The sequence below is a fragment of the Thiomicrorhabdus immobilis genome (assembly GCF_021654855.1).
In the GTDB taxonomy this organism is placed as follows: Bacteria; Pseudomonadota; Gammaproteobacteria; order Thiomicrospirales; family Thiomicrospiraceae; genus Thiomicrorhabdus; species Thiomicrorhabdus immobilis.
Window position 1 is genome coordinate 655,136 of sequence record NZ_AP024202.1, and the last position, 21,396, is coordinate 676,531.

The following is a 21,396-nucleotide window of genomic DNA, read 5'->3' on the forward strand; positions in this document are numbered from 1 at the left end:
AATCGATGATGAACGTCACTGCTTTAACCTCCGCCGGTGGCGCGGCGGGGTATTTAACGCAAGATAATTATTATCTTGAAAAAGGCGAGGCCGCTGCCCATTTTTATGGGCAGGGGGCTGAAAAGCTTGGATTAACCGAGCAAGCCGTGACTAATGAAAATGTCACCGCTTTGCTTAAAGGTGAATTGCCGGATGGGTCACAAGTCGGAAAGTCGGATAATCACCGTCCCGGCTGGGATGCGACTTTTTCTGCCCCCAAGTCGGTGTCCATTCAGGCTCTGGTAGCAGGGGATGAGCGCATTCAAGCCGCGCATGACCAAGCCGTGAAAACCGCTTTAGACCATTATGAAAACCACATCACCACCCGTCAACGGGTGGATGGGAAGATTGAGCGTCAGATCACCGGCTCATTGGTCTCCGCTACCTTTCAACATCAAACATCGCGTAATCTTGACCCGCAGCTGCACACCCATGCGGTGGTGATGAATGTCACTCAAGGTCAAAATGGAGATTGGCGATCGGTGTCCAGCGAATCACTATACCGGATGCAGCGCGAGCTGGATCAGGTCTATAAAACCGAACTGGAAGCCCGATTGAACCAGCTGGGTTATCGTACGGAAAAGACCGAGATGGGCTTTGAGCTCAAATCCGTACCGGAATTGGTGAGAGCGGCTTTTTCCACCCGTGCCACACAGGTGGAGGCCGAACTGGCCAAGCACAACCTGACCCGTCAGGATTCGACTGCCGCGCAACGCCAGACGGCAACGCTTAAAACCCGGCAGGCCAAACCTACCGAGCAAAACCGCCAGGCCATGTTTCGTAGTTGGCAGCAGCAGGCCAAAGATATAGGCTGGCAGCCGGAACCTAGACCGGATAATCAACCCACCCAAAGTCTTGCTCAGCCGCAACAGGCTTTATCTGATCGAGTCTCTCATACCATTGCCGTGCTTACTGAAAAAGATGCCGTGATCAGCGAAGGGGCCGTCTATCGTCACCTCAATGGTACCGATCAACCAGCGGTGAGCAAGCAGCAATTGGCCGATACTCTAAAACAGCTCAAATCCGAAGGTAAATTGCACAGCCGTGAGATCGGTTCGTTTGATCGGCATACACGATTGAATATCACCCAACCGGCGATTGTTACCGAGCAAGGCAGACAGTTGGAAAAACAAATGCTTTCCACCGCCGAGCGCATGAACCAGTCTCAAACACCAGGCTGGCTGGGCAAGGTCAGCCCATCACTTGAGAAATTGGCTTTGAGCAGCGGGTATTTTAAAGGTGGGGCCATCACTTCTCCCAAGGTGGCCGCGAAACAGGTGGATGTACAAATCGCGCTTGCCGCGCAAAAAGAGCATACCTGGACAGCTGAACAGCGCCAAGCCGCGATTGGCATTCTCAGTCATCGAGGCAACCTTTCTCAGTTGCAGGGGTATGCGGGTACGGCCAAAACCTCCAGCGTCCTAGCATCCATTCGAGATATTGCCAAACGTGAAGGCTATACGGTGGTGGCTATTGCCCCAAGTCATGCCGCAAGCCAACAACTGCAAAAAGACATTAATGCTAATCAGGCACTGACCACCAGCGGTTATATCGCCAAAATGCAGTCCGGCCATCTTCAAAAGGAATTGAACTCCAATAAAGTCTTGGTGATTCATGATGAATCTGGATTGGCGTCCACCCAGCAGATGAAAGAACTACTTGTCCAAGCTGAGAAAAGCGGCCATCGTCTGCTCAATTCCGGTGATCGCTATCAAAAAGCCAGTATTGGTGCAGGCAGTGCCTTTGGGCAACTGACGGATTATAAGATACCGACTTATGAACTGACCACCATCTTTCGACAAAAGGATGCGAATTTAAAACAGGCCGTGGAACACAGCTTGCCCAGTGATCCTAAAACCCAAGAAGCCATGCAAATGCTGAATGAAAAAGGTTTAATACAGCAAATCAAATGCCCACAAGAGCGCATTAATACTTTGGCCAGTCAATACACTCAGCTTACGTTGGAACAACGCCAGAAGACCCTATTAATTGATCCGACTCGAAAAGGTATCGATCAATTAAATTCGACTATTCGCGAACAACTGCAAGCCAAGGGTGAATTACCAATTGATCAACTCACCTTGAATACGTTGCACACGCAGGACATCGCCAAAGCCGATTTAGAAAAAGGGGCTGTAGGGTCAGTGTTTAAAGTGCGGCAGGTGGTGACCTTGAACAATCAAGCATTGAAGAGCCAAGACAAAGCTTTGATCAAAGGCTCGCAATGGCAAATCACCGCACTTAATCGAGGCAGCAACACCCTCACCGTGCAATCCATGCAGCAACCCGCTCTTGAAAAAACGCTTGCCGGTACAGAACTGGCAAGAACCCATGCCAGTGTTTCTGAACTTAGGGATACGCCACTTTCTATCGGCGATGAAGTGCGTTTTACCGCCAGTGATCAACAAAAAGGTGTTCTAACCAATGAAGCGGCAATAGTTAAAGAAATCGATGAGAAAACCGGCGAGTTGAAACTCTCCAAACCCAATGGGCAAACTGTTTCTCTGGATGGCAAACAAGCCCACAATATCGATTACAACTATGCTAAAACCACGTTTTCCGCTCAAGGACAAACTGCCGAACGGGTGCTATATCATGCCCCAAGCACCAGCACCAATCTGATGAACCAGCGGGATTTTTATGTGGGATTGAGTCGCGCCACCACTGAAGTCACCGTCGTTACCGACTCCAAACGGGATCTGTCGGAACTGATTGAAAAATCGACCGGTGAAAAATTAACCGCACTTGACAAAATGCATGCACCCAGTCGAACGCATGAAAAAGAAACGGACACTCAGTCTAAATCTGATGTGGATAAAATCTTTACACACGCCGAAGCAGGGAGTCTTGACGATAAATCAGTATCCGAATTTGATAGCAAGGTTTTTTCTAGTGGATGTTCAGCTCAAAATTCATCTTTTAAAGAAGAAAAGTCTGATGATTTAGAACACGATTAAATTTTCAGAGGCTGAAAGTTTTGCAGAAAACATTTTTATGATAATTTAGTAACGAGTTACTTATGATTTTGCTCAGAAGGAGAAATTAGTGGATTTAAGACCTTTAGTAAGATCTTCATATTCGATAGAAGAGGTGATAACAAGATGGCAGACAGTTCATGAAGATTACGATATAGACTACCTTCAGGAAAAAATTGCTTCTTGTGAAATTCGAGCGTATTTGAATCTCAAAAATTGTTATTTATTTCCAGTTGATGAAGTTGAAAAATCTTATGATTACTTACAAATTTGTGATGTAACAGAAGGATTTGGATCAGAAATCATTTTTTCTTTTTTTGTAAAAAGTGGCATATTTGAATCATTACATAACAAAACCATATATAAAAGTGAAATACAGGGTGACTTTCCAACAACATCACAAATTATTGGGAGTTTAATAATTCCTACGGATTTGGGTGTGATCAAAAATATATATCTATATCATATTATTAATAGTTGCGATTTATTAAATTCTAATTTTTCTATTGAGCAGTCAAGAGAGTCACTTGAAGGCCCTATACCTTTAAACTTGGATCAGCCAATTATTAAAGTTTCTGACTGTGGGCTTTCTGTAACTCCATGGTATCAAGTTGAGCCTCTGAGTGGTGCATATATTCCCAAAAATTCTATACCTGAGTCATTGGAGGTATTGAACTTATCACCCAAAAAATATGATTTTTTTGAAGATTGGCTTAGAAGTTGTCGAGTTGTAGAGCTGAATGGCAATTTTTATTATGTAGTTAATGAAAAAAATTATGAATTTGATGGGGGGATCTTGACTGGCTACTCTCTATCAGAAGATGTTTTGAATTCATATCAAGGCGAACAAAATGTGGTGATCCTTAAAGAGGACCTAGAGGATTTTGAAAACAAAAATTTTTACAATAAGCCAGTATTGTTACCCAATTGTACTGAAAAAAGGGCTTTCGCCTTAAGCTCTAAAGATAAAACGTTAGAAATTCTGGTAACACTTGTAAATGAATTTGAAAATTCGACCGAACTTAAAAGGCAAGGTGTAAAAACAGAGCAAGGTTTTATAAAGTCTTGGATAGAATCTCAACCATATAAGTTGAAAGAACATCACGTAAGGATTTTAAAGGAACTTATAAGTGATAGATATGGAATAACAACCAATAGAACTGAATCTTTATAGTTGACTATTTGTTGACTCGTTAAAAATAAAAAGGGTTATTTGAAAATTAAGGTTTTGCAATTTATTGAAATTGCATGAAAAATTGGTACGACCGAGTGGATTCGAACCACCGACCCCCACCATGTCAAGGTGGTGCTCTAACCAACTGAGCTACGGTCGTACAATAGAAAGGGTTACAAGTAATGTGGTACCAGTGGGCGGACTCGAACCGCCACGCTATCACTAGCAACGGATTTTGAATCCGTCATGTCTACCAATTTCATCACACTGGCATTAACTTGTGGACGCGAATTATATTGATTAAAGTCAGGCCTGTCAACTTTATATAGCAATTAGAAGTCTAAAAATTAATCCTTGTGGGCAGACAGGCTTTATTCTCATGAATACGTATGTGTATAGAGAAAACTAGGGTGGTGGATAAAAATTCTTGTTTTGACCCGGTGATAAGAATGCTTAATACTTTGTCGCAAATATAATTTATGATTATTTATTGGGGGAATAGTGGAAAAACGAATGCGACATGTGTTTTCAGCAGAAGGGTATTCAAAGTCTGTTTTGTGGGCATTTATGTTAATTGTTCCATTCGCTTACGTGCAATATCATTTTATTCAGTCTAGTAGTAAGCTGCTGGATTGGGTCATACCTGTTATTGTCGCCTCTCTACTTGGGGTGTTGTTTGGTTTTTTATCCAAGCAAATCACCAATCATAAAAAAGAGCGGGCTCTGTTTAAAGCGGTGGTGGATTTTTCATTAGAGTTTACCTATGTAAGAACGGTGGAAGGTGAATATGAGTACGTTTCACCAGCCGTTTATGATTTAACGGGTTATACACCGGAAGATTTTTATCGAACGCCTAATTTTATGGATGCAATCATTCATCCTAACGATAGGGGTGATTGGTCTCATCACGTGCATAATGTCAATGATGACGGTTTGCCTGAAAAGGTCGAGTTCAGGATTTTGACGAAACGTAATGAGGTGCGTTGGTTAGAGCACTTGTGCGGGCCTATCCATGATGAGCAAGGCAATGTATTGGGTATTCGTTCGATTAATATCGATATCACCGAACGTAAGCTTGCTGCGGAAAGTGTTGAACGTCTAGGTTTTTATGACCCTTTGACGAACCTTCCTAATAGACGCTATCTAAACAATTATATGAACGACCTGATTGAGAACAGTGAATTGACTGGGGGCGCTAAAACCTTTTCAGTGTTCTTTTTGGATTTGAATCGTTTCAAATATGTGAATGATGCACACGGTCATTCCATTGGTGATGCATTGTTAATCGAGGTGGCTAAACGTTTTAAGAAAAGCTGCCTGGATTCAAAGCAGGCGATGATTGCCCGTTTTGGCGGTGATGAGTTTGTATTTGTGACTAAACATAGTGTGACCACGGATTCTGTGCAAGAGTGTGTGAGTTACATTAATCAGCTTCTTGAAGTGCCGTTTCGCATTCAAGGTTATAAGTTGAGCATTGGTGGTACTGCAGGAGTGGCGGTTTATCCACGAGATGGACTTACTCCTGAAGTACTGATCAAAAACGCCGATGCCGCGATGTATAAAGCCAAAAGCCAAGGGTTGAGCATGGCATTTTTCTCCCATGAAATGACGGCGCATGCTACTGAGATGGTTGATCTTCAAAGTCGTTTGCGTGGAGCCTTGAACAAAGGTTTGATAAAACCGTACTATCAGCCGTTGATTGATTTAAAAACCGGTGAAATCATGGGGGTTGAGGTTCTGGCTAGGTGGGTTGTCGAAGATGGTTCTATTGCGCCTTCACCTGCGGTATTTATTCCGGTTTCTGAAGAAACGGGGTTGATTTGGGCTTTGAGTGAAGCGATGATTGCTCAAGCTGGGCGTGATATTGTTGCATGGCAAAATGACGGCGTGCAGATGAAGTACTCAATCAATGTTTCCGCTCGACAGTTTGCAGACGATAATTTTTGCAGTCAGGCAATCGAGCAGTTTGAACGTTTGGGGGTTGATCCTAAAACGGTACAGATTGAGCTGACCGAAAGTGTTTTATTGGATAATATCGATAGAAGTTTAGAGAAAATCCAAGAGTTGAAGGCTCGCGGTTTTATGATTGCCCTGGATGACTTTGGAACGGGTTTTGCCTCGTTACATTATTTGACCTTATTCCCGTTTGATACCTTGAAAGTAGATCGCGCTTTTGTCACCAATATTATTGAGGATAAACGCCAGTTTTCAATTGCCAAGTCGATTATCAATCTGGCCCATGATTTGGATTTAGTCGTGGTGGCAGAAGGTATTGAAACTGAAGAACAACGCAAGGTATTGTTTGATTTGGGTTGCGATATTGGGCAAGGTTATCTTTTTAGCAAGCCGGTTGCACCGAGCTTTTTAACGGATTTAATTGCCGCGTAAATTCAAAGTAGACTTTTAAAAAGTGTTTGCTGTAGATAACAGCTTGAAAATAAAGACACAATCAGCGAAAATAGCGCCCCTTTATTTTATGGATAAATGGGCGTTTTTTATTGGAAAATCTTTCATATAAAACCTCCGTTAACAACTTCAGTGAAACGACAAGACTTCTATTTTGACCTTCCAGAAAACTTAATAGCGCAACAGCCGGCCGCTCAAAGACGTGATAGCCGATTATTGGTGATGTCTGGCGCTGAGACTGACTATGCCCTTGTGGATGGCAAGTTTCCTGATTTACTCACTTATTTAAAGCCGAAAGATTTATTGGTGTTTAACAACACCAAGGTTATTCCTGCACGACTGTTTGGGCAAAAAGCCAGCGGTGGCAAGATTGAGTTGTTAATTGAACGAGTTATGGATGATAAGACCATTCTTACCCATATCCGTTCCAGCCGTTCGCCTAAACCGGGCACTGTTTTAACGATTGAAAATGCTTTTGATGTTGAAGTCATTGGTCGTCAAGACGCTTTGTTTATCGTTAAGGTCATGTCCGATAAAACTGCTTTGGACTTGGTTGAAGAGCATGGTCATATGCCTTTGCCGCCTTATATCGAGCGTGCGCAAGATGTTGAGCAGGATAAAGAACGTTACCAAACGGTTTACTCACAAAAACCGGGTGCGGTAGCCGCACCCACAGCCGGATTGCATTTTGACAACGCTTTGATGGAAGATATCAAAGCCAAAGGGGTGGATATCGGTTTTGTGACTTTACATGTCGGTGCAGGAACCTTTAAACCGGTTCAGGTAGATGATATTGCCGAGCATGTGATGCATTCAGAGTATTTAGAGGTTGAACCAGGCCTGGTGGAACAAGTTGAACAAGCTCGCAAAAACGGCGGACGAGTCATTGCGGTAGGCACGACTTCGGTACGCTGTTTGGAAAGTGCGGCCAACTTCAGCCCGACCGGGCATATTGCACCTTATCAAGGTGAAACCAATATTTTCATTACCCCTGGTTACCAATTTAAAGAAGTGGATGTTTTGTTGACCAATTTCCACTTGCCGGAATCGACCTTAATCATGCTGGTTTCTGCATTAGCCGGTTACGAAAGGACTATGGCGGCCTATCAGCATGCGGTAGATAATCAATATCGTTTTTTCAGTTATGGTGATGCGATGTTGGTGTTTCCACAGAACAATAGCAAAAAATAAGCACAATATCTTTGTAGCGATTAGACATAAAACAGAATCAAATAGGACAAAATCATGGAATTTGAATTAGACAATACTGACGGCCGAGCGAGAAGAGGTCGTTTAAAGTTCGAGCGTGGCGTGGTTGAAACACCTGCGTTTATGCCTGTTGGTACCTATGGTTCTGTAAAAGGTATGACTCCTGAAGAAGTAAAAGCGACCGGCGCGCAGATTATTTTAGGGAACACTTTCCATTTAGCGTTGCGTCCGGGCACAGACATTATTGAACTGCATGGTGATTTGCATGACTTTACCCATTGGGATGGTCCAATCCTAACCGATTCTGGTGGTTTTCAGGTGTTTAGTTTGGGCAAAATGCGCAAAATCAAAGAAGAGGGTGTGACCTTCAATAGCCCGGTAAACGGTGCCAAGATTTTTATGGGGCCGGAAGAATCAATGGAAGTGCAGCGTAAATTGGGGTCGGATATCGTGATGATATTCGATGAATGTACCCCATACCCTGCCGACCACAAAACAGCGCGTGAATCGATGGAGCTATCCATGCGTTGGGCACAGCGTTCAAAAGATGCCCACGGCGATAGTCCAGCGGCTTTATTTGGTATCGTGCAGGGCGGTATGTATGAGGATTTGCGTGTCCAGTCGATAGAAGGCCTGAAAGAGATTGGCTTTGATGGCTATGCCATTGGCGGTTTATCGGTAGGTGAGCCAAAAGATGAGATGATGGCCACACTGGATTTTACCGAGCCGCATATGCCAAAAGACAAACCGCGTTACTTGATGGGCGTAGGCAAGCCGGAAGATTTGGTTGAGGCGGTGCGTCGTGGGATTGATATGTTTGACTGCGTCATGCCGACCCGTAACGCCCGTAACGGTTTTTTGTTTACCCGTGAAGGTGTGGTGAAGTTGCGTAACGCCAAGCACAAAACCAGTCTTGAGCCGTTAGATGCAAAATGTAGCTGCTATACCTGCCAAAATTACACCCGCGCCTATCTGCATCACTTAGATAAGTGTAAAGAGATTCAGGGAGCGCGTTTGAATACCATTCACAATTTGCATTATTATCAAGACTTGATGAAAGGCATGCGTGACGCGATTGCGGCCAATAAGTTAGAAGAATTTGTAGAAGAATTTTATGCCGGTATTGGTCAGCCCGTTCCGGCATTGGATTAGAGAATACCAGTCAGATCGGAGAGTTTGCATTCCCCAAAAAAACAAATTTAAAATTTTACCAGGCCTGGTAAAATTTTTAAAAAACCAGCCAAATTTTAGAATAAGTTTTAAAAGGCAATTAATCGCCATTTAACTTAGATTTTTTGAGCTAGCTGTGCCAAAATACAGCGATTCAATTTTTTTATATTAGGAGTTACAACTATGAGCTTTTTTATCAGTGATGCAATGGCGGAAGGAACTGCAGCGGCACAAGGTGGCGGATGGGAAGGGATTATCCCTTTGGTCCTTCTATTTGTCGTTTTTTACTTTTTATTGATTCGTCCACAACAGAAGAAAGTAAAAGAGCACAAAGCTTTGGTTGAAGCGATTAAGAAGGGCGATGAAGTCGTTACTTACGGCGGTCTTGCTGGTAAGGTTCGTGATATGAACGAAAACTTCTGCGATGTAGAAATTGCTGAAAATGTAGTGGTAAAAGTAGAGCGTCAAAACATTTCACGTTTACTACCAAAAGGTACACTTAAAGGCGAATAATTCGCTTTAAGCTACAAGGGGCAACTAGGGCTTACTATCCAGTGAGTTCTTTTGCCCCTTTTGTGGTTTTAGGAGAATCCTTTATAAGGGTTTCTTTCGACACAAAATTGGAATCGAACTTATGTTTCAAGCACAACAAAAAATCATAGCCAATCAATATCCAGCCTGGAAATACCTGCTGTTGATCGTGATTACTGTGATTGGTTTAACCTACGCCATGCCAAACTTATTTGGTGATGATCCTGCTGTTCAGGTATCGCCAGCGAAGTCGGTGGAATTTAATGCCGACACGCAGTTGCAAGTTGAGAATGTCCTACAACAAGCCGGTTTGAAAGTGAAATCGTCTGTTTTTGAGGGCGGTAAATTTTTAATACGTTTTAACGATACCGAAGATCAGCTTAAAGCCAAATCGCTTTTGAAAGAGGCGTTAGGTCGTCAAGCCGTTGTGGCCTTGAATTTAGCTCCTGCAACTCCGGGTTTTTTGCAAGGCATTAGTGCAGAACCTATGTATTTAGGTTTGGATTTACGTGGCGGTGTGCACTTCTTGATGGACGTCGATATGGAGGCCGCAGTTGCTAAAGCCTATTTACGTTACGTCGATGAAATCAAAGGTTCTTTGCGTGCGGAGAAGGTTCGTTATATTTCGGTCGAAGTGGAAAACGAAGCTTTAGAGATCCAGTTTAAAGATCTAGAGACATTGCAAGCAGGCCTGGTAAGTTTAAACCAAGAGTATGCCAATCGTTTCACCATCACTTCGGATGAAACCACTTCTGCACCAAAAGCGATTTTGAAACTGTCGCAAACCACCATTGCCGAAACCCAGAAATATGCGTTACAGCAAAATATCACTACTTTGCGTAACCGTATCAATGAGTTAGGGGTGGCAGAGCCGGTCATTCAGCAACAAGGTGACAGACGAATTGTGGTGCAGTTACCGGGTGTGCAAGATACCGCTCGTGCTAAAGAGATTCTTGGCGCGACAGCCACTTTGGAGTTCCGCTTGGTCGAAGAGAATGGTGATCCATACCGTGCCGAGAAAACCGGTTATGCACCTAACGGTTCGATTATTTACAAGTTCCGTGATGGGCGTCCGATTTTGTTAAAACGCCGTATCATTGTCAGCGGTGAAAATGTAATCAATGCCCAGTCGGGGATTGATCCACAGCAAGGTTCTGCCATGGTCAACGTTACTTTAGATGGTGCGGGCGGGCGTAAGATGCTGGCTACCACTAAAGAGAACGTGGGTAACCGCATGGCAGTGGTTTACATTGAAAACCGCGTAGAAACCGTTGAAGAAAACGGGGTAAAAGTCAAAAAGCGTATTACCAATAAAGACGTGATCAATGCGGCGGTGATTCGTGGTCAGTTTGCCAACCGTTTCCAAATCACCGGCTTGGATTCCCCACAAGAAGCCCAAGATTTAGCTTTATTACTACGCGCAGGTGCATTAGCTGCACCAATGGAAATTGTTGAGGAGCGTACCGTTGGACCAAGTTTGGGACAAGACAACATCAACCAGGGCTTTATGTCGGTTGTGGTTGGTTTCTTGTTGGTTTTGGTCATTATGGCTTGGCGTTACAAAGTATTTGGTATGGTCGCGAATGTGGCGTTGTTACTGAACTTGGTCATTATCGTGGCGGTATTGTCTATGCTGCAAGCCACCTTAACCCTGCCTGGTATTGCCGGGATAGTGTTAACGGTCGGTATGGCGGTTGATGCCAACGTACTGATCTTTGAACGTATTCGTGAAGAGATGAAAAACAGCTCTATCCAATCTGCTATTTACGCGGGTTATGAGAAGGCCTTTGTGACCATTGCCGATGCCAATATCACCACCTTATTAGCGGCGGTTGTGTTGTTCAGTTTTGGTACCGGGCCAATCAAAGGTTTTGCGATTACCTTATCCATCGGGATTATCACATCGATGTTCACGGCGATTTTGGGAACACGTGCAATTATTAACCTTCTATACGGCAATAAGCGCGTTGAGAAAATCTCAATTTAGGGTGATGACATGAGTACACAAACAGAAACTACCAATATTAATTTTATGGGTCAGCGTCATATCGCGATGGCATTTTCAGTCTTCCTAATCATCGCCTCGTTTGCTGGTTTATGGATGAAAGGCTTGAATTACGGTATCGACTTCACTGGTGGAACCCTGATTGAACTGTCTTATTCCAAACCGGTGGATTTGACCAAGCTACGTAGTGATTTAACTCAAGCCAATTATGGTGAAGCGGTTGCCCAGCACTTTGGTTCGGCTGAAGATGTGTTGATTCGCATTGCACCGCGTGAAGGAATGAATTCAGCACAGTTAAGCAACCAGGTTATGGAAGCGTTGAACAACGCCAGTGACGAAGAGATTACCTTGCGTCGTGTGGAATTCGTGGGTCCTCAAGTGGGGGATGAGTTAACCGAAGATGGGGCTTTAGCGGTTTTATATGCGTTATTTGGCATCCTGATTTACGTGGCATTACGTTTTGAGTGGCGTTTTTCAGTGGGGTCGGTGGCCGCTTTGGTTCACGATGTCATCATCACTGTGGGGGTATTTGCCTGGACACAGATGCAATTCGACTTAACGGTTTTGGCTGCAATCCTTGCGGTAATCGGTTACTCGTTGAACGATACCATTGTTGTGTTTGACCGTGTGCGCGAGAACTTCAGAACCATGCGTGATGGCACACCGGTTGAAATTACCAACGTAGCGGTCAATCAAATGTTGTCACGTACCATTATGACTTCTTTGACCACCTTGATTGTATTGTTAGCGCTATTCTTCTTAGGAGGGGAAATCATCCACGGATTTGCCGCGGCGTTGATTGTGGGGATTGTTGTCGGGACATTCTCATCAACCTATGTGGCCAGTGCGATTGCCTTGCTATTAGGCGTTTCTAAAGAAGACTTAATGAAAGCGCCGACGGCCGAATTGGATCGCGAAGCGCAAGAGCTTGAGTTACAACGTGCATTCTTGGAATCCGAAGCCAAACGTGAAGCCAAGTTGGCTAAACAAGGTAAAAAATTAGACGAAGAAGAGTTATAAAAAACACTCAACTTTAGTTACCAGGCCTGGTAACAATATAAAAGCCAGCCTTAGTGCTGGCTTTGTATTTTAAGAATAGGGATGATTTAGCCGCAGCAAATAATGACTAGCAATAACAATAGGTGTCATACCCGCAACGACTAAATCAAACAGTCACCCTTGGAAATGAAGCTAACCGTTAGGTAATCGGTTGGAATATAACGTTATAGCGAACAAAAGAAATATATTCCAACAAGCTCAGAATATAGCTTGGGCATATTAAAGTCTAATTGATTAAATTCACTATTTTGATAGCTTTTAACTAATGGATTTTATTTTGGATAGCTTATCTGCTTTTTGCGTTACCAGTACTCAACTTGTATAATCGCCACACATTTTATAGATATTATTTGGACAGTTATGTCATTACAACTCGAAAGCTCAAAACGTCGCACTTTTGCGATTATCTCGCACCCGGATGCGGGTAAAACCACCGTAACCGAAAAGTTACTGTTATATGGTGGTGCAATTCAGATGGCCGGTGCGGTAAAGAGCCGTAAAACAGATCGCGGTGCAACCTCCGACTGGATGAAGATGGAGCAAGAACGTGGTATCTCCGTGGCTTCGTCGGTCATGCAGTTTCCGTATAAAAATGTCATGATCAACCTGTTGGACACTCCGGGGCACGAGGATTTCTCTGAAGATACCTATCGTGTATTAACGGCAGTGGATTCGGCACTAATGGTAATTGACGTGGCGAAAGGGGTCGAGGACAGAACCATTAAATTAATGGAAGTCTGTCGTTTACGTACTACGCCGATTTTGACCTTTATCAACAAATTGGACCGTGAAGGAAAAGAACCGATCGACCTGTTGGACGAGGTCGAGGATGTTTTGAAAATCGCTTGTGCGCCAATGACCTGGCCGATTGGGATGGGTAAACGTTTTAAGGGGATTTATCACCTGTATAACGATACGGTGCGTTTGTTTGCTGCGGCCGATGGTCAGCGAGCTACCGAAGGTGAGTTGATTGAAGGTCTGGATAATCCTCGTTTGGATGAGCTGTTAGGCTCGCAAGCGGAAGAGTTGCGTGAAGAGGTCGATTTGGTTCGTGGTGCTAGTCATGAATTTGATTTAGAGCTGTTTTTGGCAGGGGAATTAACGCCGGTTTTCTTTGGTTCAGCGGTGAACAATTTTGGTTTACAAGAGTTGTTAGACGGTTTTGAGATGTATGCCCCGGCGCCAAAAGGTCGTGAGACCGAGTCCCGTTTTGTAGATGCCAACGAAGAGAAATTGACCGGGTTTGTCTTTAAAATCCAGGCCAATATGGATCCGGCTCACCGTGACCGTGTGGCGTTCATGCGCATTGTTTCGGGGAAATATGAATCCGGTATGAAGCTCAAGCATGTGCGTATTGGCAAAGACGTTAAGATTGCCAAGGCGATTACCTTTTTGGCCAATAAACGTGAGCAAGCTGAGGTGGCTTACCCTGGTGATATCATTGGTTTGCACAACCACGGAACAATCAAAATTGGTGATACTTTCACTCAAGGTGAGGAGTTGAAGTTTACCGGGATTCCAAACTTTGCACCGGAGCTTTTCCGACGTGCACAGTTGAAAGATCCAATGAAAATGAAAGCGCTGCAAAAAGGTTTGACCCAATTGTCAGAAGAGGGGGCAACCCAGTTGTTCCGTCCGGTGAATAACAATGATTTGATTTTGGGTGCGGTCGGTATACTTCAATTTGAAGTGGTGGCGCAACGTCTTAAAGATGAGTACAACGTAACCTGTATGTTTGAACCGGTTAATGTGAATACCGCACGCTGGGTAATCGGCCCTAAAGCTGAGATTGAGAAGTTCACCGCCAAAGTCCGTGAAAACGTGGCTTATGATGCGGCCGACCAGTTGGTGTATATCGCACCTACCCGTGTCAATTTAAACTTAACGGAAGAGCGTTGGCCTGAACTTCAGTTTGTTGCGACCCGTGAACACTAGATGTTCATTGGAATTGATAAGATAATCACAAACAAACTAAGCCATACAAAAACGCCACTCAAATGAGTGGCGTTTTTGTTGATGAAATCAAATAACCAAACCTAAGCAGGCCTGGTAGGATTAATTTAATCAAATTTCGCTGATCAGGAAAGTAACACGACGGTTCATACGTTTGCCTTCTGCCGTGGCATTGCTCGCAATCGGACGCTCTTCACCGTAACCGTATGTGACGATTCTGTCACGTGAGATACCGTTGTCCATTAGATGGAAAGCCACGTTTTTAGCTCGGTTTTCTGAAAGTTGCTGGTTGTAAGCGGTTGAACCATCTGAGTCTGTATGGCCTTCTATGTGAACACGTGTATTTGGGTGACGTTGCAAGGTATCCAATACCGGTTTTAGACGGGTTAATTCATACGGTTCTAATTGAGCTGAACCGGAACGGAAGTTGACATCTTTGACTTCTACTTGCACATACTCCTGTCCACCAATGGTGACCGCAGAAACGTCTGTATTCGGATCGGATGCGGTGCCTGCTTGCACGTCCCCATAAACCTGGCGAGCCGTGTAACCGGCTAAGGCACCAACGGCAACCTTACCTAGGTTGTTATCCACACCGAGGGCGTTTGCAGCTAAAGCACCACCAATCGCGGCCAAACCTGTGATGACGTTACGCTCTGTTTCACGCTCTTCAACAGGGCGGTTTGGATCATTCGCACAACCCGCTGTAATTGATATCAATGTGGCAGTCGTTATTGCGGCAATAAGTTTTCTTTTCATGATATGTACTCCAAAAGCATCAATCAAAATTTAAATAAAATACGTTTTTATAATTACTTTATAGAGGATAAAAGGTTTGCTTTCAAGTAATTTAAAAGCTTGTGGATATTATCTCCATGGTTGTTACAGGGTTTATGCAACAGAATGTAGAAATACTTGAAATCAATCAACATGGTTTTTAGTGGAGATAATGCTGATCCATATCTGTATAGGTAGCGTGGTTTGATGTTTTATTTACAGTAAAACAATCGTGGCCAATCCAAGGAATACGAAAAATCCTAGAGAATCGGTCACGGTGGTTAACATGAGGCCAGAAGCCAACGCAGGATCGATTTTCATTCTTTGCAAGAACAGCGGAATCATGGCTCCAGCAAAAGCGGCCGCAAACAGGTTGATTAGCATGGCGGTTGCAAAAATCATACTCAATGCGGCATCATCAAACCAAAACAGTACCGCCATTCCCGTTAATGCCGCCCAAATAACACCGTTGAAGAGGCCAACGGTGGTCTCTTTGATTAATAGCGACCGACTGTTGCTTCGAGCAAGTTTACCGGTCGCCAAAGCACGAATGACAATGGTGGCGGTTTGCGTTCCGGCAATGCCTCCCATGCTGGCGATAATGGGCATCAATACGGCAAGCGCGACAATTTTCTCGATTGAAGCATCAAATAGCCCGATAACAATGGAGGCGAAAATGGCGGTTAACAGATTGATTCCCAACCAAAAAGTACGGCGTTTGGCCGCTCTGGCGGCAGGGGCGAAAATATCTTGGTCTTCATCCAGACCGGCACTCGCCATTTGGGCGTGTTCAGCTTCTTCACGGATAATATCAACAACGTCATCGATGGTGATACGACCAATGATCTGGTCATTTTCATTCACTACCGCAGCAGAAATAAGGTCGTTTTTCTCAAAGAAATGCGCCACTTCTTTTTCTGGTGTAAAAGCCCTGATTGCAGGGATACGGGTATTCAGGACTTCCTTAACAAGGGTGTCTTCATCATGGGTCAATAACACGGTAAGTTTCAATGAGCCGACAAATTTACCTTCACGGTCTCTTACAAATAGTTCAGAGGTTGATTCCGGTAATTCTCCAAGTTTACGAAGATAACGTAAGACTACATCTAAAGTAACGTCGGCACGAATGGAAATTAAGTCGGTACTCATGATACCGCCGGCGGTATCTTCCGGATAGGTAAGAGCCATTTCAACGGCATTACGATCGACTTCATCCAAAGACGCTAAAAGTGTTTGCTGGTCGGACGAATCCAAAGACTGAACGATATCTGCAATATCATCCGTTTCCAAGTCTTCGGTAATGCCTGCAATCTCGTGTGGGGTAAGCGATTCTAGAAGGTTTGCGGTAACTTCGTCATTAGTGTGGGTGAGGATTTCACCTTGACGGTCACTATCCACCGCTTCCCAAAGGAACTGGCGCTCTTTAAGCGGAGTGGATTCTAAAATTTCAGCAATCTCTTCCTCAACCAAATGAGAGAATAGGTCTTTGATTTGCTGAATATTACGAGCTTCAACAGCTGCAAGTAGTTGTTCGGTTAGCTTGGCCTTGTCAATGGCTGTGTGGGTTTGCGTTGTCATGACCATCTCCTTACTGGCTGTTTAACGAACAAATACTAAATGGTTAGTGAGGTTTGAATTCTACAATAGATCGGTTTTTACTAACCTGGATGATTGCTGAATTACATTGTAGCAGGAGATTTGCCAATAAATGCTTTAAAGCTTTATGACAGACATAAAAAAACGCCCTAAACAATTGTTTGGGCGTTTTTATCAGAAACCTTAAGCTTGAAAATTAAGCTTCAGCAGCCGGCATACTTTTTACACCACCAGACTTTCTGTTGTGATCACTGATTTTTTCTTTATGTTTTACAATTTGACGATCTAGCTTGTCTACTAAGCCATCGATTGATGCATACATATCTTCAGTATCATGCTGTGCAAATAAATCTGTACCAGAAACGTGAACAGTCGCTTCAGCTTTCTGAGACTGTTTTTCAACCGTTAAAATAACGTGTACATTGGTAACATGATCAAAGTGTCTAGATAATTTGCTTAATTTCTCTGTGACGTATGCACGAAGAGCATCGGTAACATCGATATGGTGGCCAGTAATATTAATTTGCATAGTATCGCTCCTTTATTTTGTGTTTTGCGATTCTGCTCAGAGTTGGCTTGCGTGTCCGCCAATTTAATTTTGAATCCTTCAAAATCACTGAGTTCAAATTTAGTATACCATCAAGATTTTAAAATCACATAGTAGTTTACTTGAGAAAATATGGAGATGGTTGACAGGAGTTTTGTTCAAAGCGAATAAACTTAAGAGATACAACGATTTGCATAAATTTGCAGTTCAAACCTGTTTTTATAAATTCATATAAACAAGGTTTATTGAAAATTTTCTCCCAAATAAACTCGCTTAACTTCTTCGTGGTTGAGTATCTCTTGTGGCGTACCTGAAGCTAGAATGGTGCCCGCGTGGAGAATGTATGCATAGTCACAAACACCGAGCGTTTCTCGGACATTGTGATCGGTAATAAGTACACCGATTCCTTTATCTTTAAGGTGAGTGATAATGTTTTGTATGTCTTTTACCGAGATTGGGTCGACACCGGCAAAAGGTTCGTCTAGCAGAATAAACTTGGGTTCCATCGCCAGTGCGCGAGCAATTTCGACACGACGACGTTCACCGCCTGAAAGTGCTTGACCCGGTTGCTCGAGGATGTGGCCAATTTGCAAATCATCAATCAGGTTTTCAAATAAAAGACGACGTTGATCGCCTGAGAGTTCAGGACGCATCTCCAAAATAGCCATGATGTTTTCGGTCACGGTGAGTTTTCTGAAAACAGAGGCTTCTTGGGGCAGATAACCGATTCCGAGTTTTGCGCGTTGATGAATTGCGAGTTTAGATATTTCTTGGTCGTCTAAAAAAATCTGTCCATCATCATTAGGAACCAGTCCTGTCATCATGTAAAAGGTGGTGGTTTTTCCCGCACCATTTGGCCCTAAAAGCCCAACGACTTGACCACTTGATACATCTAAATCTACCGAGGTGACGACATGTCTTTTTTTATAGCTTTTAGCCAGTCCGCGTGCATAAAAGTGAGCCATTAAATCGATACCTATTGTGTTTTTGGTTGTGTGTTTTGAGGGGCGGTTTCAGTCTTTGGTTTTTTGACTGGAGCGGGATTGAAGGTCACTGAAATCCGTTTTTTCTCGGTTGCTGTACTTTGCGCCTGGAGTGTTTGGTTGGCAATGTCATAAAACAACTCCGGTCCTTTAATGATGTGTTTACCAGGTTGTTCAACTTGTGCATTACCAATCAATAGCACGGTTTTCTTTGCGGCGTTATACTTGATTTTCTGCGCATGTCCTTTTAACCAGGCCTGGTCAACTTGGCTATAACGTTTAAAACTGGCTGGTTTGCCGCTTGCCGTGACTTCTTTTAGTTGGCCATTTGGGTGTGATACTTCTATGACATCACCTTTTAACGTCAGACTACCTTGGGTAACGATGACATTGCCGTTGTAGACACTTTTTCCAGACTTCTCGCTAGCTTTTAGGCTATCCGCCGTAATGTTTATAGGTTGTGATTCATCAGGTTGTGTTCCTTTCGGTGTCTTGTCACCAGCAAAAGCTTGCATGCTGGCGCTACTGCTAAATAGTAGGCCTAAAAGCAATGCTGCCATAAATCGTGAAGTGGTTGTGAAAGCGAATGGTGTTTGCATTTGATTAACCCTATTGTTGACCCTTAGATTGAATCAGTTGCGATGTTTTTTGTGGATAGTATGTGCCTTTAACATCGGATAAAAGTTCAAACTCTGTTTTGCTTAAATCGGCTTTTAGACCTGTGCCTGAAGTCTGGGCATTGTATTGTTTAATGATAACTTTTTCATCACTATAGACCAGATTACTCTTGGTGTCATAACTTAAGCTAGTGGTTGTTAACATGGTTTTGGAGCGGTCGTTTAGGCCAGCTCGAATAGCGTTTTGTTTGACGACGACATTACCGTTGAAGGTTAATATTCGGTCATTCAGGCTTTGGCCTGTTTGGCTGCTCAACTGGGTGAGCGTGTTTTGATTGATGACTTGGATGTCAGGCGAATTGAATTCACTTTTTTTCTGGTCGTCTTGGTAGTGAATGTTTTTGGCGTGAATGATGGTTTGCTTGTCCGGTATTTGAGGGTCGATTTTCCAGACAGTCGTATCTTGAGCTTGCCAGCTATAAGCCAAGGGTTTGTTACTCAGGGTTGGTTGTTCTGTAGTGCTGGGTGTTTGTAGGTTGGCAATCCACAAAGCCACACTGGCTAAAAGTAGAGTCAGTAAAAGAACGCGTAATCGAGAGATGGGCATCGTCGGTCAGCTCGGTTAGCAACGAAAAGTTAGCTAAGGTCTCTTAGGAAGAAATCCATATGCTGTTGCCAAGTTCCTTGTGATCGCATAATGATTTCACAAACTTCACGAACACAACCTTGTCCTCCGTTAAATTTGGAAATGTAATCTACCCGCGTTTTGACTTCATTATCACCATCTAAAGGGGTAACTGAAAGTCCAATACGGAGCAGGATAGGCAGATCTAAAATATCGTCACCGATATAGGCGATCTCATCAAGGTCGAGTTGTAAATCGTCAACTAATTTTAAGAATGTTGGTAGTTTGTCTGGAACGCCCTGAAAAACATGTTTCACTTTCAAATCATTCATGCGGTTGGTCACCAGTTGAGATTTGCGCCCAGTGATGATGCCGATATCCACTTGGCTTTTTTGGAGCAATACCATGCCATGTCCATCTCGGGTGTTGAACGATTTGTATTCAATGCCGTCATCACTATAAAACAAGCGGTTATCGGTCATTACACCGTCTACATCCAAAATCAGCAGTTTGATTTTTTTTGCTTTTTCAACCAGGTTTTGGGCAATGTTCATAGGGAAGCCTTTTTAAATGTCTTTAAACCGCGAGTTGAGTTGATTTTGTTGCGGCTTAAAGAGATGGAATAAATTGGCCTATACTTTAAACAGCTGTGGAGCGGAAGTAAAGTAAGATTAGATAAGCAATAAATAGACTGGTTAATAAAACCCCTTGTGGTTTTTGAATAACGGCCTTGCCTTTGCGTGGAATGGCCATGATCAGCATCAATAGGGTAAAGCCAAGCATGATTGGCATGTCAACGAGAAGTACGTCTCTATCCAAGGCGGCTGGAGCAAGCAGCGCGGGAACCGCTAATACGGCTAGGATATTGAAAAGGTTGGAGCCAACGATATTACCAATCATTAGGTCAGCTTCATTTTTTCGGGCTGCTGCAATCGCCGCAGCCAGTTCAGGCAGGCTGGTACCAATAGCGATAATCGTCAAACCGATGACTACCTCGGGTACCTCAAAATAGTAGGCGATTTCTACCGCTCCCGATACCATCATCTTGGCACTGATCATAAGGATGATCAGGCCGCCAACCAAGAATAGTAACGCCTTATTTTTGCTCAATTGAGGAAGGCTGTCTAATTCGTGTTGGGTTTCATCGGCTAAAGGGTCGGTGGAATCTAACGCTTTATTGGCTTTTATCATCCAGGTCATGACGGCGATTAACACCAATACTAAAATAATCCCGTCAATAAAGCTCAGATGGCCGTCTAACACTAATAGATAAGCTCCAATAGAGACGGCGAGTAGTAGTGGTAGTTCACGTTTTAGAATTGAAGATTTGATGACGATAGGTGCGATTAGGGCGGTAAAACCGAGTACTAGGGCAATGTTGGCGATATTGGAACCGATTGCGTTACCGACGGCGAGGCCTGGACTGTTATCTAAAGAGGCTAAGGTGGCCACGACCACTTCAGGCATTGAGGTTCCAAACCCCAGTACGACAACACCAATGACCAAAGGTGAGATAGATAGGTGTTTAGCCGTGCTTGCGGCACCTTCAATAAAGATATCAGAACTCCATACAAGGAGTGCTAATCCGATAATGAGAAGTAAGCTAGGGAGCAACAGCGTTGTTAGCATCGATCTATCTGCCTTAATTATTCAGTAATTAAAATGAGTTTTGGATTATAACTAAAATCGCATTGGAAATAAACTAAGTTTATGACGCTCCATATGTTTAT

The 21,396-nt window shown here is 43.6% G+C and carries 17 protein-coding genes and 2 tRNA genes; 9 read left to right on the top strand and 10 right to left on the bottom strand.

Annotated features, from left to right (window positions below; genetic code table 11):
- Positions 1–5: 5 nt before the first annotated feature.
- Together mobF and L6421_RS02840 are read left to right on the top strand one after the other, a co-directional pair.
- On the top strand, positions 6–2,996 hold the full coding sequence (gene mobF, locus L6421_RS02835; RefSeq protein ID WP_237262990.1) for a MobF family relaxase: 2,991 nt from the start codon (positions 6–8) through the stop codon (positions 2,994–2,996).
- An 88-nt stretch (positions 2,997–3,084) separates the two neighbouring features.
- Positions 3,085–4,188, top strand: a complete 1,104-nt coding sequence (locus tag L6421_RS02840; RefSeq protein WP_237262992.1) for a hypothetical protein — start codon at positions 3,085–3,087, stop codon at positions 4,186–4,188.
- An 83-nt stretch (positions 4,189–4,271) separates the two neighbouring features.
- Here the strand turns inward: L6421_RS02840 and L6421_RS02845 are convergent.
- Both L6421_RS02845 and L6421_RS02850 read right to left on the bottom strand, forming a co-directional pair.
- A tRNA-Val gene (locus L6421_RS02845) sits at positions 4,272–4,348 on the bottom strand.
- Positions 4,349–4,373: 25 nt separating this feature from the next.
- Positions 4,374–4,460: transfer RNA gene (locus L6421_RS02850), tRNA-Leu, on the bottom strand.
- A 241-nt stretch (positions 4,461–4,701) separates the two neighbouring features.
- Between L6421_RS02850 and L6421_RS02855 the strand changes: the two genes are divergently transcribed.
- From L6421_RS02855 to L6421_RS02885, 7 genes are all read left to right on the top strand, one after another.
- Positions 4,702–6,576 carry a putative bifunctional diguanylate cyclase/phosphodiesterase gene (locus L6421_RS02855; RefSeq protein ID WP_237262994.1) on the top strand — a complete coding sequence of 625 codons (1,875 nt, stop codon included), beginning with the start codon at positions 4,702–4,704 and terminating at the stop codon, positions 6,574–6,576.
- A gap of 150 nt (positions 6,577–6,726) precedes the next feature.
- Positions 6,727–7,785 carry a tRNA preQ1(34) S-adenosylmethionine ribosyltransferase-isomerase QueA gene (queA, locus tag L6421_RS02860; protein WP_237262996.1) on the top strand — a complete coding sequence of 353 codons (1,059 nt, stop codon included), beginning with the start codon at positions 6,727–6,729 and terminating at the stop codon, positions 7,783–7,785.
- 54 nt (positions 7,786–7,839) lie between these two features.
- Positions 7,840–8,955: a tRNA guanosine(34) transglycosylase Tgt gene (tgt, locus tag L6421_RS02865; protein WP_237262997.1), complete on the top strand. Its 1,116-nt coding sequence runs from the start codon at positions 7,840–7,842 to the stop codon at positions 8,953–8,955.
- Between the two features lie 201 nt (positions 8,956–9,156).
- Positions 9,157–9,486 carry a preprotein translocase subunit YajC gene (gene yajC, locus L6421_RS02870; protein ID WP_237263004.1) on the top strand — a complete coding sequence of 110 codons (330 nt, stop codon included), beginning with the start codon at positions 9,157–9,159 and terminating at the stop codon, positions 9,484–9,486.
- A 121-nt stretch (positions 9,487–9,607) separates the two neighbouring features.
- Complete coding sequence (gene secD, locus L6421_RS02875) at positions 9,608–11,491, top strand: protein translocase subunit SecD (RefSeq protein ID WP_237263007.1); 1,884 nt, start codon at positions 9,608–9,610, stop codon at positions 11,489–11,491.
- A gap of 9 nt (positions 11,492–11,500) precedes the next feature.
- A complete protein-coding gene (secF, locus tag L6421_RS02880; RefSeq protein ID WP_237263011.1) occupies positions 11,501–12,529 on the top strand; it encodes a protein translocase subunit SecF in 1,029 nt (342 codons plus the stop codon).
- Between the two features lie 399 nt (positions 12,530–12,928).
- Complete coding sequence (locus L6421_RS02885) at positions 12,929–14,503, top strand: peptide chain release factor 3 (protein ID WP_237263015.1); 1,575 nt, start codon at positions 12,929–12,931, stop codon at positions 14,501–14,503.
- 129 nt (positions 14,504–14,632) lie between these two features.
- Here L6421_RS02885 and L6421_RS02890 read toward each other — a convergent pair whose 3' ends face one another.
- The 8 genes from L6421_RS02890 to L6421_RS02925 form a co-directional block, all read right to left on the bottom strand.
- The gene (locus L6421_RS02890) at positions 14,633–15,280 is read right to left on the bottom strand and encodes an OmpA family protein (RefSeq protein WP_237263019.1); all 648 of its coding nucleotides are present in this window, start codon (positions 15,278–15,280) and stop codon (positions 14,633–14,635) included.
- A gap of 234 nt (positions 15,281–15,514) precedes the next feature.
- On the bottom strand, positions 15,515–16,876 hold the full coding sequence (gene mgtE / locus L6421_RS02895; protein ID WP_237263022.1) for a magnesium transporter: 1,362 nt from the start codon (positions 16,874–16,876) through the stop codon (positions 15,515–15,517).
- Between the two features lie 214 nt (positions 16,877–17,090).
- Positions 17,091–17,423: a ribosome hibernation-promoting factor, HPF/YfiA family gene (gene hpf / locus L6421_RS02900; protein ID WP_237263023.1), complete on the bottom strand. Its 333-nt coding sequence runs from the start codon at positions 17,421–17,423 to the stop codon at positions 17,091–17,093.
- A gap of 260 nt (positions 17,424–17,683) precedes the next feature.
- On the bottom strand, positions 17,684–18,406 hold the full coding sequence (lptB, locus tag L6421_RS02905; RefSeq protein ID WP_237263026.1) for an LPS export ABC transporter ATP-binding protein: 723 nt from the start codon (positions 18,404–18,406) through the stop codon (positions 17,684–17,686).
- 11 nt (positions 18,407–18,417) lie between these two features.
- On the bottom strand, positions 18,418–19,023 hold the full coding sequence (gene lptA / locus L6421_RS02910; RefSeq protein WP_237263032.1) for a lipopolysaccharide transport periplasmic protein LptA: 606 nt from the start codon (positions 19,021–19,023) through the stop codon (positions 18,418–18,420).
- Positions 19,024–19,033: 10 nt separating this feature from the next.
- Positions 19,034–19,648, bottom strand: a complete 615-nt coding sequence (lptC, locus tag L6421_RS02915; protein WP_237263034.1) for an LPS export ABC transporter periplasmic protein LptC — start codon at positions 19,646–19,648, stop codon at positions 19,034–19,036.
- Positions 19,649–19,677: 29 nt separating this feature from the next.
- Positions 19,678–20,220 carry a KdsC family phosphatase gene (locus tag L6421_RS02920; protein WP_237263036.1) on the bottom strand — a complete coding sequence of 181 codons (543 nt, stop codon included), beginning with the start codon at positions 20,218–20,220 and terminating at the stop codon, positions 19,678–19,680.
- A gap of 85 nt (positions 20,221–20,305) precedes the next feature.
- Positions 20,306–21,295 (bottom strand): calcium/sodium antiporter, encoded by a 990-nt coding sequence (locus L6421_RS02925; RefSeq protein ID WP_237263038.1) that lies wholly within the window; start codon positions 21,293–21,295, stop codon positions 20,306–20,308.
- Positions 21,296–21,396: the final 101 nt, after the last annotated feature.